Source organism: Rothia sp. HMSC065G12, assembly GCF_001811455.1.
In the GTDB taxonomy this organism is placed as follows: Bacteria; Actinomycetota; Actinomycetes; order Actinomycetales; family Micrococcaceae; genus Rothia; species Rothia dentocariosa.
Genome location: NZ_KV804792.1, coordinates 1 through 17,486, shown reverse-complemented (window position 1 = coordinate 17,486; position 17,486 = coordinate 1). Strand labels below are relative to the sequence as shown.

14 protein-coding genes and 1 tRNA gene are annotated in these 17,486 nt (G+C 51.8%); 1 reads left to right on the top strand and 14 read right to left on the bottom strand.

The window, feature by feature from the left end; genetic code table 11:
• Positions 1–162 precede the first annotated feature (162 nt).
• The 8 genes from HMPREF2804_RS00075 to rpsB form a co-directional block, all read right to left on the bottom strand.
• Positions 163–1,596, bottom strand: a complete 1,434-nt coding sequence (locus HMPREF2804_RS00075) for a M50 family metallopeptidase (RefSeq protein WP_048753054.1) — start codon at positions 1,594–1,596, stop codon at positions 163–165.
• Positions 1,597–1,732: 136 nt separating this feature from the next.
• Entirely contained in the window at positions 1,733–3,061 is a 1,329-nt protein-coding gene (gene dxr, locus HMPREF2804_RS00070; RefSeq protein WP_070448432.1) for a 1-deoxy-D-xylulose-5-phosphate reductoisomerase, read from the bottom strand.
• A 62-nt stretch (positions 3,062–3,123) separates the two neighbouring features.
• Complete coding sequence (locus HMPREF2804_RS00065) at positions 3,124–3,717, bottom strand: DivIVA domain-containing protein (protein WP_004006230.1); 594 nt, start codon at positions 3,715–3,717, stop codon at positions 3,124–3,126.
• A 90-nt stretch (positions 3,718–3,807) separates the two neighbouring features.
• Positions 3,808–4,686, bottom strand: coding sequence for a phosphatidate cytidylyltransferase (locus HMPREF2804_RS00060; protein ID WP_070448433.1), 879 nt, complete (start codon positions 4,684–4,686; stop codon positions 3,808–3,810).
• A gap of 9 nt (positions 4,687–4,695) precedes the next feature.
• The gene (frr, locus tag HMPREF2804_RS00055; RefSeq protein ID WP_004006228.1) at positions 4,696–5,253 is read right to left on the bottom strand and encodes a ribosome recycling factor; all 558 of its coding nucleotides are present in this window, start codon (positions 5,251–5,253) and stop codon (positions 4,696–4,698) included.
• A gap of 201 nt (positions 5,254–5,454) precedes the next feature.
• Entirely contained in the window at positions 5,455–6,198 is a 744-nt protein-coding gene (pyrH, locus tag HMPREF2804_RS00050; protein WP_004006227.1) for a UMP kinase, read from the bottom strand.
• 375 nt (positions 6,199–6,573) lie between these two features.
• Positions 6,574–7,404, bottom strand: coding sequence for a translation elongation factor Ts (gene tsf / locus HMPREF2804_RS00045; RefSeq protein ID WP_004006226.1), 831 nt, complete (start codon positions 7,402–7,404; stop codon positions 6,574–6,576).
• Between the two features lie 131 nt (positions 7,405–7,535).
• Positions 7,536–8,330, bottom strand: coding sequence for a 30S ribosomal protein S2 (gene rpsB, locus HMPREF2804_RS00040; RefSeq protein WP_004006225.1), 795 nt, complete (start codon positions 8,328–8,330; stop codon positions 7,536–7,538).
• An 815-nt stretch (positions 8,331–9,145) separates the two neighbouring features.
• Between rpsB and HMPREF2804_RS00035 the strand changes: the two genes are divergently transcribed.
• Positions 9,146–9,622: a murein hydrolase activator EnvC family protein gene (locus tag HMPREF2804_RS00035; protein ID WP_239661874.1), complete on the top strand. Its 477-nt coding sequence runs from the start codon at positions 9,146–9,148 to the stop codon at positions 9,620–9,622.
• 101 nt (positions 9,623–9,723) lie between these two features.
• Here the strand turns inward: HMPREF2804_RS00035 and HMPREF2804_RS00030 are convergent, their stop codons facing one another.
• The 6 genes from HMPREF2804_RS00030 to HMPREF2804_RS00005 all read right to left on the bottom strand — a co-directional run bounded on the left by HMPREF2804_RS00030 (position 9,724) and on the right by HMPREF2804_RS00005 (position 17,042).
• Complete coding sequence (locus HMPREF2804_RS00030) at positions 9,724–11,796, bottom strand: hypothetical protein (protein ID WP_070448434.1); 2,073 nt, start codon at positions 11,794–11,796, stop codon at positions 9,724–9,726.
• A 12-nt stretch (positions 11,797–11,808) separates the two neighbouring features.
• Positions 11,809–12,807, bottom strand: a complete 999-nt coding sequence (locus tag HMPREF2804_RS00025) for a Yip1 family protein (protein ID WP_239664779.1) — start codon at positions 12,805–12,807, stop codon at positions 11,809–11,811.
• Between the two features lie 247 nt (positions 12,808–13,054).
• Positions 13,055–14,389 carry a hypothetical protein gene (locus tag HMPREF2804_RS00020; RefSeq protein ID WP_246822534.1) on the bottom strand — a complete coding sequence of 445 codons (1,335 nt, stop codon included), beginning with the start codon at positions 14,387–14,389 and terminating at the stop codon, positions 13,055–13,057.
• Between the two features lie 240 nt (positions 14,390–14,629).
• Positions 14,630–14,703, bottom strand: a tRNA-Ile gene (locus HMPREF2804_RS00015).
• Positions 14,704–14,775: 72 nt separating this feature from the next.
• Positions 14,776–15,987 (bottom strand): glycosyltransferase, encoded by a 1,212-nt coding sequence (locus tag HMPREF2804_RS00010; RefSeq protein ID WP_004006220.1) that lies wholly within the window; start codon positions 15,985–15,987, stop codon positions 14,776–14,778.
• Positions 15,988–16,178: 191 nt separating this feature from the next.
• Positions 16,179–17,042 (bottom strand): phage holin family protein, encoded by an 864-nt coding sequence (locus HMPREF2804_RS00005; RefSeq protein ID WP_013398718.1) that lies wholly within the window; start codon positions 17,040–17,042, stop codon positions 16,179–16,181.
• Positions 17,043–17,486: the final 444 nt, after the last annotated feature.

The window sequence follows — 17,486 nt, the reverse complement described above, 5'->3', positions numbered from 1 at the left end:
TCAGCTTCCTATTGTGCCACCGTCGCGCGCAGAACCACTAATACGGATACCCTAACCGCGAGCAATATCACGATGAGATGAAAAAGCGGTAGTCCCGCTCACAATTCGTTTGCGTACACGATCCTCACTAGACGCTATGCGGTGCATAGCTTGCTCCGCCATTTAGAACAGCCGCAGGGGTTTAATAAAGTCGGCGGCAATAATCACAATGGACATCAGAATGAAAGCACCCGCTACAACATAGGTAAGCGGCAGAAGTTTGACCGGGTCAAACGGACCGGGATCGGCACGGCGGGTAAGCTTGGCGAAGCCACGTCGAATTGCCTCCCACAGAGCACCAAAAACATGCCCTCCGTCCAGGGGAAGAAGCGGAAGTAGGTTGAAGGCGAAAAGCATCAGGTTCATTCCGGCTATCAGCGAGACTAAGGTCGCAGTTTTTGCTTTCAGATCGATACGGTCTGTCGAGGCCACTTCACCGGCAATCCGGCTTACCCCCACTACGGATACCGGGGAGTTCGCATCGCGTTCCTGATTAGAGAAGAGATTTACTCCCAGCTCCCATACGCGCTGCGGCAGCGACCACATGGAATGTGCAATACGTCCCAGCGTGTCGCCCACATTGGGCATAACATCGCCCAACGAGCCTGGAACCATCTCCGAAGTTGGTGAGATACCGATAAAGCCGCCGGTCATCATCTTGAATGACCCATCGTCGTTACGCACATATTCTCGGGTCTTTTCATCCACGACCGGACGCTCCAAAAGCGCCGGGGTCATGGTGAGCTGCTGCTCAGAACCATCGCGTTCAATGGTGACGGTTACGGTATTATTCCCTGCCTGACGGATGTTAGAAGAAACCTGTTCCCAGGTGCTCGTGCGGTTGCCGTTGATAGCAACTATACGGTCATCTTTACGCAGTCCTGCCGCTTTCGCGGGAGACGGTGCCGACGAGTCAGTACATTCGGAATATGAGATACGGTCTTCGGTGATCGTTGCTTTTGGCACGCAGTCGGAAACCGATGCCACTTTATTAGTTGCAGACAGGGTTCCAAAACCACAGATGAGAATGGCGGTGCATACGATCCCGATGAGCAAGTTCATGCTAGGCCCGCCCAGCATGATAATCATGCGTTTATACACGGGAAGTTTATAAAACAGACGATTTTCATCTCCGGGTTTCAGGCGCTCTAAGTCAGCCTCACGGGCCGCATTCGCCAAAGACCCAAAAGGACTGGTAGTTCCGGCGCGAAGAGTTTCGAGCTCGGGTTCGTGTTCTTCCTCAACGCCAGTGGTACCCTCGGCGTTCCCCTCTGTGGGATGCTCCATCGCCCGTTTCACGCGCTCCTCGTGTTCGGGCGCAGGCGGATACATGCCAATCATAGAAATATATCCGCCTAAAGGAATAGCTTTAAACCCGTACTCAGTTTCACCGCGGCGGAACGAAAAAATAGTTTTGCCGAAACCAATCATATATTGCGGTACACGCACCTTAAAGAGTTTCGCAGGTACCAGGTGTCCCACCTCATGCAGAGCAATAGACAGCGCAATAGCTATCGCCATAATGATGACGCCTGCGGCGTAGAGCAGAATCTCCACATTTCTCCTTCGCAACAAAAGGTACGGGTTCTCAAGCGGTTTCCCGCGAAGTCTCTAGGGTACTCCCCTAAGCTGTGAAATTATAGGGTACGTGGCGCTCAGGTTATGCGCCGCGTAGGGAAAACCTTCGTGATGGTTATGACGGCATCTTCGTGGCGTAGAACTCACGAGCGTATGCGCGTGCCCAAGCTTCGGCGTTCAGAACAGCCTCTAAGCTCATGTCGGCTTCAGCCGTAACCTCGCTACTGGCGGCGTGCGCCTCCAAAACACGCGCCACGGAATCCACAATATCGGTAAACCGAATTTTACCGGCGTGGAAAGCGCTAACCGCTTCCTCATTAGCGGCGTTAAAAACGGTGGGAAAGGTTCCGCCCCGCTTGCCCGCCTCTTTAATCATCTGCACAGCAGGGAAAGCCGTCGAATCAAGCGGCTCAAAAGTCCATGTTTGCGCCTGAGTCCAATCACAGGGAGCCGCTACCTGCGGAATGCGATGCGGCCACGTCAGTCCCAGAGCAATAGGCAGAAGCATGGTCGGCGGGGACGCCTGGGCGATAGTCGCGCCGTCTACGAACTGAACCATCGAATGCACAATCGACTGCGGGTGCACCGCAACATCAATGCGGTCAAGATCAACCCCAAAAAGATGGTGTGCCTCTAATACCTCAAGGGCCTTATTCACCATCGTTGCCGAATTGGTTGTGACCACCAGCCCCATATCCCAGGTAGGATGCGCCAGCGCCTGCCGTGGGGTAACGTCATAAAGCATGTCACGGGTATATCCTCGAAAAGGTCCTCCTGAGGCCGTGAGAATCAGCCGGTCTATCTCGGCGTCGGTGCCGCTGGCTAACGCTTGGGCAAGAGCCGAATGTTCCGAATCCACGGGAACCATCGGGGTTTCTAACGGTGAGGCATCGACGGCAGCACGCACAAGCGGTCCACCCGCGATCAAAGATTCTTTATTCGCAAGGGCAACCCGGTACCCCGCTTTGAGGGCGGTCAGTGTGGGTTCTAAACCGATAGATCCGGTAATGCCGTTGAGTACCACATCCGCCGGATGCGCCGCCGCCTCAACGCTGGCACGTTCTCCCCAGACGATGCGCGGACTGTACCCGCTAATGCCCACACTGCGGGCGGCCGCATCAAGGTATTCTTGCAACCGTTGTGCATCCTGCGTCGTGCCGCTGGTGGCAACAAGCTCGGCACGTACCCGAACCGCCTGCTGTGCTAATAATTCGAGGGAGCGTGAACCGGCGCTAAGAGCTGCAACCTTCAGCGGTGCATCCTCAGCATCGACGGTGGTGCCCGCAAGACGCGCAAGATGCTCTATAACCTGTACTGCTTGGGTGCCAATAGACCCGGTGGAACCGAGTAAAGTAACCCTTCGAGCATCGCAAAGTCCATGTTTAAGAGCATCAGTGAGGGTTTCGCGGAAGCCCCCAACCCGGGTAGAGGAACCAAACTTCATGTTTACTAGTATCGCATGCTGCCAGCACGGTCTCAGAAGGTCCTGCGGCTGCCAGCAACGTCTTAGGTCAGATCTTGGATAAGCTCGATACAGCGATCCATAAAGGCATCAACCTGGGTTTCTTCATAGCTCACCGAGCCGGTCGCAGACCTAAAGACAGCGTTACGAATAACGGATGTATCAAGCGGTTCTTCGCTATTGAGTTGAGCATAGATATGATGGCATACCTTATCAACATCACCCACAAAATACCCGGCGTGCTTGCGTTTAGAGGGACGGCGGAAGCGTTCACCATCCGGCCGCTCTAGTCGCTGTGCCAGCAGCTCACCCGCGTCTACGAGGGATAGCTCCCAATTGCTTAAACCGTACTGTTCTATATAACGGCTGCGTTCCAGTTTGGCAAAACGTTCTTCTATACGCTCTAGGGCGCGATCGACGTCCCCTACCGCATAGCCGCCGGGCTCGGTACGAAAAACAACCTGGCGAATAAGCCGCGACGTGTAAATATTAGCGTGCTGCTGTACAGCGCCGCTTAGCTGTTCGTAATCCTCGGCTAGTCGAGCAAAGAGACGATCGACCTCGGTTCGTTTATAACCAGGTTCGAGTTCTGCCGCACGGCCGAAGCCGTTATCTGTACGACTAGTATTCGTTGCCAAGGATTCTCCTTATCATCAGGCAGGGCACACGACGTGAGCAGCTCGTGTGCGTACCCTACGCATAAAGTTTTCGCTATCCTGTGTTCCGCTCTAGAGAGGAAGCACAAAGGTAAAAATCAAACACCCAACCGCGGCCGCAAAAAGTACCGAGTCCAGACGATCCATCATGCCGCCGTGCCCAGGCAGGATATTTGACATATCCTTGATGCCTATTCGACGTTTAAAAACAGATTCTACAAGATCACCCGCCGTAGAGGCGATAACCATGACCGCAGCGAGCGGTATTCCCCAGTACCATTTCTGCCCCAAAATACTTAGAGCAATACACGCTACCACGGCAGACCCAAGATAGGAACCGGCAAAGCCCTCCCAGCTCTTCTTTGGAGAAATGGTAGGTGCTATAGGATGTTTACCCCATATAACACCGGCAATATACCCGAAAGTATCGTTGCTGACTGCCATGAGAAGGATCATCAGGATGCCTGCCCAACCGCGCTCGGTGCTAAAGTACACCATCGAAATTCCGAGGGTCAAGGGTACCCATCCCAAAATTAGAATGAGACCCCTCAAAACTTTATACCGTGAGGCTGTACGTTTCCTGGGTACCACCAAGGTGATACAAGCAAGTACTAGGGCGACAGCAACGCAGGAGATCCCCAAACCAGTGAATCCCCAAATATACGCTGAGACTGTGGGGATCGGAGCCAGCACCGTCACCAGTGTCAGGGGTAAATTGTAGTCGCGTTTTTTGTTGAGTGCGGAGGCAAGCTCCCAGCTTCCCAGCCCGGTAGAGATCGCGCAGAGAAGCACAAGAAACGGAGGAAAGAAAAGCCCTGTAGTCAGCACCGCGCCGAATGCTACGCCTACGCCGATAGCGGCGGGTAAGTTGCGCCCCGCTCGGGATGCTGTTTTCCCTGGGGCGGGGGCTGTTTCGCTCTTCTTATCCCCCGTATCTTCTCGTGTGTTCATCTCTGAGCCTTAAACCTCAAGCAGCTCAGATTCCTTGTGCTTGTAGAGCTCATCGATAGTATCTACATGTTTCTTAGTGAGGGCATCAAGCTCTTTTTCGGCACGGGCACCGTCGTCCTCACCGATCTCGCCGTCTTTCACAAGCTTATCAATGACGGTTTTAGCATGGCGGCGCACATTACGTACCGAAACGCGAGCTTCCTCGGCTTTGTGGTTGACCAATTTTATGTATTCTTTACGACGCTCAGAGGTCATCTCGGGCATAACCACGCGGATAGCGGCACCGTCGTTGCTGGGGTTTACACCCAAGTCAGAGTCACGCACTGCTTTTTCGATAGCAGCTAAAGCGCTCACATCAAATGGAACAATCTTAACCGTACGGGCATCTTCAACGTTGAACGACACCAGCTGCTGCAATGGAGTCGGCGCGCCGTAGTAGTCTGCGGTAATAGAGCTAAAAATCGCAGGGTTCACACGTCCGGTGCGGACTTTGGCGAATTCTGTTTTGATAGCTTCAATGGTCTTATCCATCTTCTCGCCGGCTTCGGCAAGGGTTTCTTCGATCACGACGGAATCTCCTTTATAGGGGAAGTCGGCTCATGCCGATTTTGGTAGCTACGGCTACGGGAAACACCAAACGGTGCAAACCGCGACCTAGTTATAGTTTAGTCGCCCGAGACTATCTCGGGCGACTTCTCACCGTTTTTTCCTTATGGCTAAGCCGTTGAACGGCTTCTAATGCAAGGAGTATAACGGCATAACGTTTCTTTAGCGGGTTACAAGAGTACCCATCTTCTCCCCCAGAATAGCGCGGGTTACGTTACCTTCGCCCTGCATGCCGAAGACGCGCATCGTCACGTTATTATCGCGACATAGGGAGAATGCGGTCTGATCCAACACACGAATGTTGCGTTGCATAGCTTCATCGTAGGTGAGGTTATACAGGCGCTCAGCCTGAGGGTCTTTATTCGGATCGGCAGTGTAGATGCCGTCCACACCATTCTTTGCTACCAGAACTTCGTCAGCGTGAATTTCCAAGGCTCGCTGGGCAGCTACGGTATCGGTCGAAAAATAGGGCAGACCGGCACCGGCGCCGAAAATAACCACACGGTCTTTCTGCATATGGCGAATAGCGCGGCGAGGAATGTAGGTTTCTGCAACCTGCGGCATAGTAATAGCAGACTGTACGCGGGTATCAATACCTTCTTGCTCCAAGAAATCCTGAAGAGCCAGAGAGTTCATCACGGTACCGAGCATGCCCATATAGTCTGCGCGGGAACGATCCATACCTGCCTGTGAAAGCTCGGCGCCACGGAAGAAGTTACCGCCGCCAATCACGATGGAGGTCTCTACCTTACCCACAGTTGCTGCAATCTGCTGTGCAATATTACGCACAACCCCGGTCGAAATACCAACTTCTCCCCCGCCGAAAACTTCGCCTGAGAGCTTGAGTAGAACACGGCGACGACCGGTGTCGTCTCGATGGATTGGGTGCGTGTGTGAGTCGGTCATAAATACCCTCCAACGGATAAAACTTATGCTGATAACGGGGTGAACACTCAATAGTCCTTATCAAGGATACGCTACGGAAACACTGTCTTGTGGTACACCCTTCGATATTTTTCTCTCTCATTCGACATGCCAGAAGGCGTAGAGTTTAAGAGACTAAATGCTCCGGGCATATAAAACCCTATAAAACCTCAGGTCAACACTGTATCTGCAAGATAATCTATACAGAAAATAGGTTCTGGAACTTTCTTTGCGCTAGGTGCGCAACCTGCACAATATTTATACAAAAAGTCGGATGCTCACCCTTCACAGGGCAAGCATCCGACTTTAGCATATAACCTCAGTAAAGGCTGTCTGCTTGAGGAAAGCTCCTAGAAACTAGGCACCAACGCGGAAACGTGCGAAACCGGTAGCGGTTGCGCCAGCCTCAGAGAGTGCCTGTGCCACAGACTTCTTGGTGTCTTTTGCGAAGTCCTGGTCAAGCAGGGTGTTCTCTTTGAAGAAGCCCTTGAGACGACCCTCAACGATCTTATCCAGAATCTTCTCGGGCTTGCCCTCAGCGATTGCGGTCTCACGTGCAACACGCTTCTCAGCTTCAACCTGGTCAGCCGGGATAGATTCAGAGTCCAGGTACTTGGGGCTCATCGCTGCGATGTGGACTGCGACGTCATGCGCAATTTCATCAACGTTATTACCGGAAACAGCAAGCAGAACACCAACCTGTGCGGGCAGGTCCTTAGAGGTCTTGTGCAGGTAAACTGCCACGTTCTCGCCTTCAACGCGTGCTACGCGGCGCACCACGACCTTCTCACCCAGCAGGGCGGCAGCATCGGTGGTGAGCTCTTCAACGGTCTTACCCTCGAAGGATGCGGCCTGCAGCTCTTCCAGAGTGGATGCGTTAGCCGCGATAGCAGCCTCCAGCACGTTACGCCCGAAGGTGATGAAGGGTTCGGACTTAGCCACGAAGTCGGTTTCAGAATTGACCTCAACCATGTAACCAACGCCGTTTTCTACGCGAGCTGCAACCAAACCTTCAGCGGTTGCACGACCTTCACGCTTGGTGACGCCCTTCAGACCCTTCACACGGATAATCTCCATTGCTTTCTGCTGGTCGCCGTTAGCCTCATCGAGAGCTTTCTTGACGTCGAGCATACCTGCGCCGGTCTTCTCACGCAGTGCCTTGATGTCTGCTGCAGTGTAGTTCGCCATGTGAACTCCTCTTTTTCCTTAATTTAAGATGTAGGCGTGATAACGCCCATGAGCTATGAGCGGACGGCACCTTCCCCGCCACAGGGTAGGTACCGTCCGTACTGCTTTTCCCATCGTGGAAAAGCTAAAGCCTACTTAGCTTCAGCCGCCTGAGCTGCCTCGTGCTGCTCTAGCAGTTCGCGCTCCCACGCAGCCATAGGCTCTTCAGCAGCCTCTGCCTTACCGGTCTTCTTAGCATTACGCTCAATGAGACCTGCAGCAACAGCGTCTGCCACCACACGGGTGAGCAGGTTGACGGAACGGATCGCATCGTCGTTACCAGGGATGGGGAATGCAACTTCGTCAGGGTCACAGTTGGTGTCAAGAATAGCTACCACGGGGATGCCCAGCTTCTGAGCCTCGTTAACCGCCAGGTGCTCCTTCTTGGTATCAACAACCCAGACGAGGGAGGGAACCTTGCTCAGGTTACGGATACCGCCCAGGGTCTTTTCGAGCTTCTCAAACTCGCGGCGCATCAAGAGCAGTTCCTTCTTGGTGTAACGAGACCCTGCGACATCGTCAAAGTCGATCTGCTCAAGTTCCTTCATACGCTCAATGCTCTTAGCGATGGTGGAGAAGTTGGTGAGCATACCACCAAGCCAGCGGTGGTTAACGTAAGGCATATTCACGCGGGTAGCCTGCTCAGCAATAACTTCCTGTGCCTGCTTCTTGGTACCCACAAACAGAATGTTGCCGCCGTGTGCAACGGTGGATTTAACAGCCTCAAAAGCCTTATCAATGAATTCGAGGGACTGCTGCAGGTCGATGATGTAAATGCCGTTGCGTTCGGTGAGGATGAAACGCTTCATCTTGGGGTTCCAACGGCGGGTCTGGTGACCGAAGTGAACGCCGGAATCCAGCATCTCACGCATAGTTACGACGGGCATGTCGTCTCCTTTATATCAGGGTGCCGCGCTGACCTCCCATCTCGGGCTAGCCACACGCGCGCATAGTAGTTATCGGTTTATCCTAGTGGCGATTAGACATTCGGGTTGCCCCGTGTCTCAAGCCCTGACCGCTTGTTCTAAGCGGACCGAAGGTCTTTTATCACCTGTTATTTAGGTTCCAGGTGCTCACGCCACGCGTCGTCAGCGAGCCTTTCCGTTACCAGGCTAGGCACACTGCAATAGAAAATTGTACCTGATATTTGGGTCTTAAGTCTTTAGTACCGTGAGCTTTTCGCCCGGATAAGCGTGGTTTTTTATAAAAATTGTTGCTACTACCTCACTTGAATCCATAGAATCACGAGTCTTCATATTTTGGAGGTTTGTGAAAAACGCTAAGTCGTCTCACCTGTTTTTCACGAAAACGCTAATTACCGTCTGTGGATATCGAATAAAAATGTCCCGAAAGGGTAAGTTTTCCACAGTACAGCCTTGTACATATCTTTATGCGTCTTCGACTGTGGTGTGCTCGAAGAATGATATGTGATTGGTTGGGGGCGTGGATGCACCGCGCGGGTCTGGCGGCACAGGCACGTATTTTTACGATGTCCAGACAACACTTTATATCTGCACTGTGGCGTACTCCCCTGTTTCTTCTAGCATGCTGGCGCTCAGGGCATCCTATAAAAGTCTGGGTGCCTTCTCCAATATTCTTGCGGGTTTTAACGATCCAGATCATAGTCCTTACCGTGGCATTATCTTTAGGCTTCGGGCCACACGTCAGCGGTATAAAGTACCGACACGGTCCCCTACAGATCATGCACACTTCTGCGCGTTCATGGATTTCACCTATATCTGGAAAACCTCATGTCATTCATGCCTTTATCAAGCCCAGTCAGCGGTGGTCGGCAGGGCATCGCGGAGTCGATCTTGAGGCAACAGAACAGGACCAAGTACGCGCTCCGGCGCCTGGAACCATAGTTTTCTCGGGAACTGTCGTCGATCGACAGGTAGTAGTCATTGAGCATCCGAACGGGTATAGGTCGAGTTTCGAGCCTGTCACCGATCCTCTGCCAGTCGGTACTCACGTTCAGGCGGGGCAGGTTATCGCTCGGGTGGATGCGCATCCCGCAAAACCTCGGTGCTCTACCACATGCCTTTACTGGAGCGTTCGGCGCGGCGGCGACCACAAGAACGGAAGCGGCAAAAACGCAGAATATATTAACCCTATGCTTCTGTTGGGACCAGCAGAACCGACTATACTACTTCCCGTTGACGAGAGTTTCAAAGCCTGAAATATTACCTATATGTCGTGAGCCCCGCATCGTGTACGATGCGGGGCTCACTGTGTGCCTGACCAACCGGTCTCTGCTTTGCTATACGTTATGGCACGGCACTACTGCAAAAAGTCCTGATCACTATCACCCGAAACGGGTTTCTGCTGTGACTTTGCAGCGTGCTTCGGGGTAGGAGCCTGTTGGGCGGGCAGCGGGATAGTACCGTCCGTTTCAGCCGCATAGGAGCTTCCGGACGAGAACGCAACGGTCGGCGAATCGTCGCCGTAATTGAGAACATCCGAGTCTGAAGCTGTGTAGGCTGCTGTCGGCTGCACCGCTTGCTGTGCAGCTCGGCGTTCGCGTGCCTTCTGGCTTGCGCGACGAATGCGCTTGCGGAAGATGAAGAGCACCAACAGAATCAGCAGAAGCAGACCGAGCAAAATAGCATCCACCACAAAGTCCGTCATGGTAAACCCATGCGCTGGAATGGTGAGGGATGAGGTATTGACATAACCCTCCGAGCTATTAACCGTAACGTTACGCCCGTCGCCAGAGAGATGTGAATCTTGGCGACCAAACATAGAGTTACTTCCCTGCAGAGCATCGGTTTTAACCGAGCTCATGATGGGGAGTTCAAACTTGAAATCGTAGTTTTTGGGCTGTAGCTGGCCAAAACGCTCCTGCAGGTTAAACTTGGGCGAAACCGTATAGTCTGCTCCGAAGAGATTAACCCCGCCAGGATGATGAATCGTCATTTCAGAACCGGGTAGGTAAGCACCAATACGGGTATTGAATTCCGCAGAATCTTTGCCTCGTATCTTTGCTGAATATATCGTATTATCGCCGTCAGTACGTTCCTCAAATGTCGCTTGAGCCTCATCAGACCCTTGAACGAAAGACTTAAGGGCATCCCCAGCCTGCGCGACATCAGAACTCTTAAAGGCAAGTTCAAACTTCGCTTCAACAGAACCGTCCATACCCAGCGCAGAAGTCACGTTTAGGCTTTCAGGCTGAATCGTGCGCGAATTCTTTAGGTTGACTTTTATTACCCTATCCGACGCGGATGCGCTTGAGCTTGAGCTATTCGACGAACCGTAGTCCTGGTCAAAATTTTTACCGTCGTCAGAGAAGCTAAACTTCACCCCGTAGTTGGTTCCCGGTGAACACACACGGCTGCAATCAACTGAACCTGTTACATGCTCAATGATCTTCGCCCCAGAAGAATCAGTTTTAACTTCTTGGGAACTTTCTAACGCGGTCTCTTGAGTACCCAGAATTTTCTGAAGTTTAGCATTGAGATCCTCGAAAGAATCGGCAGTAAATTTTAGGTTGCGACCGCTTTCATCTTTACCAGATTGCGTGGACGGTAAACTCCGGTAAGACTTTTTGGCGATTTCTTCGTCAATACCCTTGGTAAGCTCAGCTCCCTCAGGTTTCACCGAGTTAAGATAAGTGTCTACAGCACTTACCCGGTCAGGTACCATGATCTCTTTTGCGAGAAAGACAATCTTGGCGTTATATTTACCGTCCTTCTTATCGACCGCAATCACAACTTCATCAAACCCATTATCTTTGAGGTCTTTAGCTTGAACCTCATTGGAGGACTCTGTTGTTTTAATTTCGCGACCTTCAAAGGTAACGCTGTTTTTCCCACTTGACTGCAGGACATTGTCTTTGCGTTTTGCTTCGACCAAGCCGTCTGTTACAAGCGCTTCGGGAAGCCACTTGATAAGGTCCTGCGAGGTGAAGTTTTCAGAGACTTCAACGCCCTGAACCAAACCGTCTTTGCTGTCGCTAATCAGAATTCTGGGTTCTTTATCAAAGCTTGAAGCCTTCAAGATAGCGGAGACTTTAGTACGATACTCATCTACGCTATTAAAATTCACTTTGAAGGTGGCCTGAGCATTATCGCCTTCGGTTCGAATGCCCTCATAATCAAGTTCTTGAGGTTTGTGTTTCTTAATCGAAGCGTCAAGAGCGTTAACGTCGCCTTTGAGGTAATCTTTATTATCTTTCAAGCTGAAAGACACTGTAATGGTGCGGGAGCCTTTCTCGGAATTTTCAAGCCCAAGATTTGTCTCAACTTTTGCACCACAGGCAGACATAATGAGCGCTAGAACCGTCAGAAAGACGGCAAGGAATCCAAGTCTTCCTTGCCGTCTTGACGAGCGCTGCTGTAGTAGCTGGCTCATCTTACAATGCTCCTAGAAGCTTGATGCCATGGGGTTAGGCATCATCTGGAACGCAATATTGTATACGATGATGGCCACAATAACCCATGCAGTTGTAAGAAGAGCGTGCATTAACACAGGCGATTTCTCAAAACGGCCTAGGCGATTCAGCCCTAGGTAGATAAGAGACTCACCGATCACAATCGAGAACGCAAAGATTGCTACCAGAAGATATATCGTCAGGATGGGGTTCTCTGCAAAGTTCTTCCCATTTGTACCCATCGTGAGAAGAACAAAGAGGTAGAGCAGAAGATAGGAGCCAACCAAGGGAAGAGCCGCAACACCTGCCGCGCTCATGCAGTCGTTGAAACTCGACTGAACTTTTCCGATACGAGCGGTCAGCATGAGCTGCAAGCCGCGCAGAACGTGAATCGCAAAAATTGCGACAAAGAAAATCAGAAAAATCATGACGGTCTGCCCAAAGTTTCCTCCCTGAGAGGAGCTCCCCCGGCTGCCGTAGAATGATCCGCGGAACATGTAGAAAAGCCCAAGAAGACCGCTGACCAGCTGCGTAATGACCAAAGAGCCTGCGAAGGACTGTGCTGCTACAGCGATAATCCATCCCCAAGGTTGGCTGTCCTGCAGTCTTTTATGTGCGTCGCCCGGCTGGCTCTTAAAGACATCAAGGAAGCTGCCCCAAACATTCTTGAGAGCTTCAGCGAAAGGGTTTGGCACTGCCGGTGCTGCTGGCTGGGCGAAACCAGCATGTGGGTCTCCCTGAGGCTGTGCAGGGTTTTGCGGGTTAAACCCGTTCGGCTGGGGAATCTGCTGGTTCGGAGCACCCGGAACCGGGTTTCCAAACTGATTAGGATCCTGCTGGTATTGTCCGCCCTGCTCCTGGGGAGGTACAGACTGGTGCATATTAGGGTTCCCATACGGTTGAGCGGGGTTGGGATTCTGGTACCCGTCATTGCCATAGCCTTGAGGATGTTGTGGCTGACCTTGACCGGACTGCGGAATATTCTCACTCATCATCTGATCCTTATCTCGGATTTTCCTATGCAACAAGCCGATATACACTCGGGACGTTGCTTCAAGAAACCAGATAAGTCTGAAGATCTCGTGGCTAAGCCTTATTCCAGGAAGAAGGCGCTGGAGCAACAGTACTCCGTGTGTTTATCGGCGATGTCTCGCGTGTGCATGCGAGGTTACTTTTTACCCTACCTTAAATCTCGCCTTTACTCACGATAATTCGTCATATCTTCAGAAAATAAGGTATTTATTCTTCTTCTAATTTCTTCACGCGACGAGTCACCACGATGGGGATAGAGATCAGCACTACGATGAGCAGGGATGCTACGACAATCCCAGCAATCATAATTGGCCTATAGTTGCGGGGGGCCTTCTGCATATGAATTTCCATTGTGGCGGTGTTAATACCCTTGGCGCGCACATGAATTGCCCCATCGGACTGATCTACAACAGTATTAGCAGGAGGATTTACAACTGCCATACCGTCCGGCGCCACCACAATATATTCACTGTCGCCACTGAATCTATCGGTGACTTTAGCATCCGCAACGAGCTTGGCACGCAACGTCAGCTGATCGTTCTCACCCTTCTCAAGACTTACCTCGCTGCCGGGCATATAGTTGTTGAGCAAACGTTGGAAATCTTGAACTTTGATATTGCTGATCCGGGTAGTAAAGGTACGCCCTATACCCTGCTCATTACGCTCCATATTATGTTCACCGGTCTTTGTATTGGAGGCACCAAAGATCTCATTAATACTCCGGCTAAAAAGCATTGCGTCGAGCGGGCTAAAGGTATATTGGAAGCTCGCACTCAAAGAAGACTCGGAGCTGATGTAGAAAGTGCTTGAAAATTTCTCAGGAACCACTCGGCGGCTCATCGTATAGCTAACAACCGAGGATGTACCAGAATCGTATTTTGCTGCCTCGTTGACGCTGTATAGAGCTTCGTCGCCGCTCTTACCCCAGGATGCGGGCGCTGCTACAAGCCCCAATGGCGGGGATGACATGCTCGCATCACAAATACCGGCACAATCAATATGCACATTTGCGGTTGATAAAAGCTCTTGATTTTCTCCTGTGGACTCGCTGAAAGAGATGGAATTATTCTTGGTTCCGAGAAGCTGTTCGAGGTCTCTATTAACCTGGTCGATGCTATTCGCAGTAAATGTTACGTGCCGACCCTGTGCTTCTTTCGGGATAAGAGCATCTTTACCCACAAAATACGGCTGATACGAATGAATATCGGACTCTACCTTTTGGTTATCAACTTTGACGGCCTCCAGATAGGTATCTAGGTCTTGAAGCTCGCTTTGCCCAATCTCACCTTTAAAATCTCCGAGAAGCAAGTGCCCCTCAAAGGTACCGTCTTCCTTGAGCTGAAGCACAAAAATAAGATTGCGAACATGGGGCGAAGGAACATCCTGCTGATCTGCGCGAGCCGCTGTCAGGAAGGCCGAGCCATGATCGTGTGTAGGCACCGGCGCAAGAACGGGTGCCGCTACGCCAAGAACAGAGGCGAGGGTAAACGCGGTGGCAAAACGCAGAAAGCGACGCTCATATAAACCTTGTAGCGCTCTCATGCAGGATTTATCGGTGGTCATTATTCCTCATTTTGAGTGAGCCGGAGTCTCTAACAGGGGTTCCGAGAGAAAATGGTGCTTTTCAAAAGTAGCTGGCAAACGCTTTATCTCTCAAATGTTCGTATCTAATGTAGCGTGTTTATGCTCTCTGTTCTAACTCGCGTAACTCGAACCCCGATATAAAGCGAAAAGACCCCGCTCGGCGACATGTAATAAATGAGTCATACCGAGCGGGGTCTGTAGGGAGTGTGGGACTTGAACCCACGACCAAAGGATTATGAGTCCTCTGCTCTAACCGGCTGAGCTAACTCCCCTAGAGGCTTAGCGCGTAAGCCACGTCTCTAGAGTACCTGAGGGGTACAGTTTTGGCGAATCTTAGACACATCTTATTTTTCAGAACGTTGAGCAAGAAAGCGCTCATAGGGGGCATCCGATACATATAATTCCTCAAAAGTGCGCCAGGTATTCTCCGCACTGTGGAATTCCACAATACGGCGGCTCTCACGCCCCATCTGCTCGCGTTCAGCGGCAGGTAGACGAAGAATTGCTGTAAGTTTATCTGCCAAATCCTGCGGATTATTAGGTTCAAAGAGGTATCCGTTAACGCCTTCTTCCACGAGATGTGGAAGCGCTAGGGCGTTTGCCAAGACTACGGGAGTGGATGCGCTCATAGCCTCCAAGGAGACAAGCGACTGCAGCTCTGCGGTCCCAGGCTGACAGAAAATATCCGCCCTCTGGTAAACACCCGGCAGTTCTTCGTCCGGAACAAACCCACGGAACGTCACTCGGTTTTCAACACCGCATTCGCGTGCCTTCTGTTCGAGGGTTTCACGAAGCTCGCCGCCTCCGGCGATATCAAGGCGAACGTGGTCAAGGTCTTCAGGGAGAAGAGAGAGCGCCTCAATAAGCACATCTACGTGCTTCTCTTCAGCAAGACGACCCACGAAGGTTACACGCAGTTCGCCGGGTGCTTTGCCCAAATCTGCGCCCTCAGCAAGTTCGTAGTCGCTGATTTCAATGCCGTTAGAAACGGGCATAACGGGGCGAGTAAATCTTCCAAGATCTCGCATCGCATCGGCGCCGATCTGAGTCGGAGTTGTCACCACCGCCGCATATTTGAAAAGACGGCGCATATCCGCCCAGGTAATATGCGCATACACCTTTTTGATGGGTTCCGGGAACGGCAGGAATGGATCTAAATTTGCGGGCATAAAGTGGTTGGTGGCGATAACTCGAATTCCACGCTTATGTGCCTGCTTCAGTAATGCGCGCCCGATAATGTAGTGGCACTGCACATGAATAACATCCGGCTTAACTTCATCAAGGATACGACCCACCTCGGCGTGGATTTCCCAGGGAATACAGATGCGGTTGGTTTCATGAGTGGGGGGCAGATGCGAACGCAGACGGTGCTCGACGATGCCGCCCTCTACTACGGTTCGGTAGCTAGGTCCACGGCTGGGATTTGCGGCAACCACGTGTACTTCGTGCCCGCGCTTGAGCATAGAGGTCGCTAGGCGGTGCCCAAATTGTGCCGCGCCGTTCACATCGGGGGGATAGGTCTCAGCACCGATCAGGATCTTCTTTGCCTGCTGCATCGCCTGTTCTCCTTGGTCTGACTTCTCAGGTGTATGGGGTGTTCTTCATTATTTTATCGGGTGTTATCGCGTTCCTCAGCATAAACAGGCCTTGGAGTTCTCTGAGAGTCGCCTCTATATGCACTCAAAAATGGCCCGCCACCGCGGAGGTGACGGGCCAATATACGGAGTCTGTGGTGCAGGTACTTGCGTTAGCGTCGCACAATCTTTCGGAGGAAGAGTACGACTGCAGAGAGCGATGCGCCCAGAGCTGCGAAGGACTTCCACCGAGCCTTAACAACCTCAGGCTTGGATGCGTTGCTGACCATGTTGCGCCCAACGGTAGCCGCGCTGCTGGGTGCGTTCTGTACACCGGTCTTTGCGGAGTCTACGGTTGATTGGGTGAAGGATTGAGCATTCTGTGCGTACTTCTGCATATCATCGCGCAAAGCTGCAAGGTGTGCGCGACGTTCTTTAGTGCGCTGCTGAATCTGCTCAATGGTGAGCGGCTTGGGCTCTTCTTCGCCGCGTGCCTTACGCTCCTCAGCTTCTTGGCGTGCCTTCTCTGCAGCGGCCTCACGCTCTGCCTGCTTGCGCGCTGCACGTTCAGCCTGCTCTTGTTTCAAACGGGAGGCTGTCATTGCGCTGCCTTCACGAAGCACGCCGAGATCGAAGAGAACGCCGAAGATTGCCGATTCGGGAGCAAAGGGCAGCTGGGCTTTAACTTTTTTATATCCGATAAGCCCTAAAATGGCGAGAATAATAAGGAAGACGCCTGCCCAAATCAGCGCTGAGGCCCATAAAGGTACAAGCTGTCCAAGGAGGAAGATAAGCAGACCGATAATAGCGATGACCATGAAGCACGCAAAAACAGCTGCGACGGCGAGAAATGCTGCACCTTTGCCAAGAGCGACGCCTTTGGTCTTAAGCTCGTGCTTTGCAATCTGGACTTCGTCTTTGACCTGGTTAATACCTAGGGTTTTAAGTACCTTAGCGGCATCAAAGAGACCCGCGATACTTGACTTAATCCCTGCAATGCCTGCTCGTATGCCTTGGGGATTAGTGTTTGTGGTCATGCCCACCTCTCCGTGATTGTTCTGTGTGGAGCTTCTGTTTGGCACCCCACGGTTATTATTCTAGCTCTATTCTTACCGCAGGTGTGTTGTTACACAACCGCCCCAGCGATCACACCGGCCAAACCGTATGATTTTTCTGCTCCCATCGAATCTTCAGAAGGCGGCAGTATACGGTTTTATGGTGTGTAGGGTATCTTTCGCATTCTACCGTGTGCTGTGTAATTTCTCGAAAACTTTTGTGCGTATGCATTCATATAGTGGTTCGAGACAGCGATGTTTGATGCGCGAGAGGGTTCTTGGGCGAGGGTATTTAGAGACCCCCAGCGTTGAGAAAATATGGAGTGGGTTACTGGCAAAGTCCAGTCACCTTATAAGAAAAGCCTCAGAGTGAAACTCCGAGGCTTTTAAATGCTCCCCCGACTGGACTCGAAATAGACGAAGCCC

What these genes read in the sequence shown, in the direction of transcription:
- tsf (WP_004006226.1), bottom strand. Translation starts at nt 7,404, where the DNA reads ATGGCGAACTACACTGCAGCAGACATCAAGGCACTGCGTGAGAAGACC.
- HMPREF2804_RS00035 (WP_239661874.1), top strand. Translation starts at nt 9,146, where the DNA reads ATGCACACTTCTGCGCGTTCATGGATTTCACCTATATCTGGAAAACCT.
- HMPREF2804_RS00025 (WP_239664779.1), bottom strand. Translation starts at nt 12,807, where the DNA reads ATGAGTGAGAATATTCCGCAGTCCGGTCAAGGTCAGCCACAACATCCT.
- dxr (WP_070448432.1), bottom strand. Translation starts at nt 3,061, where the DNA reads ATGAAGTTTGGTTCCTCTACCCGGGTTGGGGGCTTCCGCGAAACCCTC.
- rpsB (WP_004006225.1), bottom strand. Translation starts at nt 8,330, where the DNA reads ATGCCCGTCGTAACTATGCGTGAGATGCTGGATTCCGGCGTTCACTTC.
- pyrH (WP_004006227.1), bottom strand. Translation starts at nt 6,198, where the DNA reads ATGACCGACTCACACACGCACCCAATCCATCGAGACGACACCGGTCGT.
- HMPREF2804_RS00020 (WP_246822534.1), bottom strand. Translation starts at nt 14,389, where the DNA reads ATGAGAGCGCTACAAGGTTTATATGAGCGTCGCTTTCTGCGTTTTGCC.
- HMPREF2804_RS00005 (WP_013398718.1), bottom strand. Translation starts at nt 17,042, where the DNA reads ATGACCACAAACACTAATCCCCAAGGCATACGAGCAGGCATTGCAGGG.
- HMPREF2804_RS00060 (WP_070448433.1), bottom strand. Translation starts at nt 4,686, where the DNA reads ATGAACACACGAGAAGATACGGGGGATAAGAAGAGCGAAACAGCCCCC.
- HMPREF2804_RS00010 (WP_004006220.1), bottom strand. Translation starts at nt 15,987, where the DNA reads ATGCAGCAGGCAAAGAAGATCCTGATCGGTGCTGAGACCTATCCCCCC.
- HMPREF2804_RS00030 (WP_070448434.1), bottom strand. Translation starts at nt 11,796, where the DNA reads ATGAGCCAGCTACTACAGCAGCGCTCGTCAAGACGGCAAGGAAGACTT.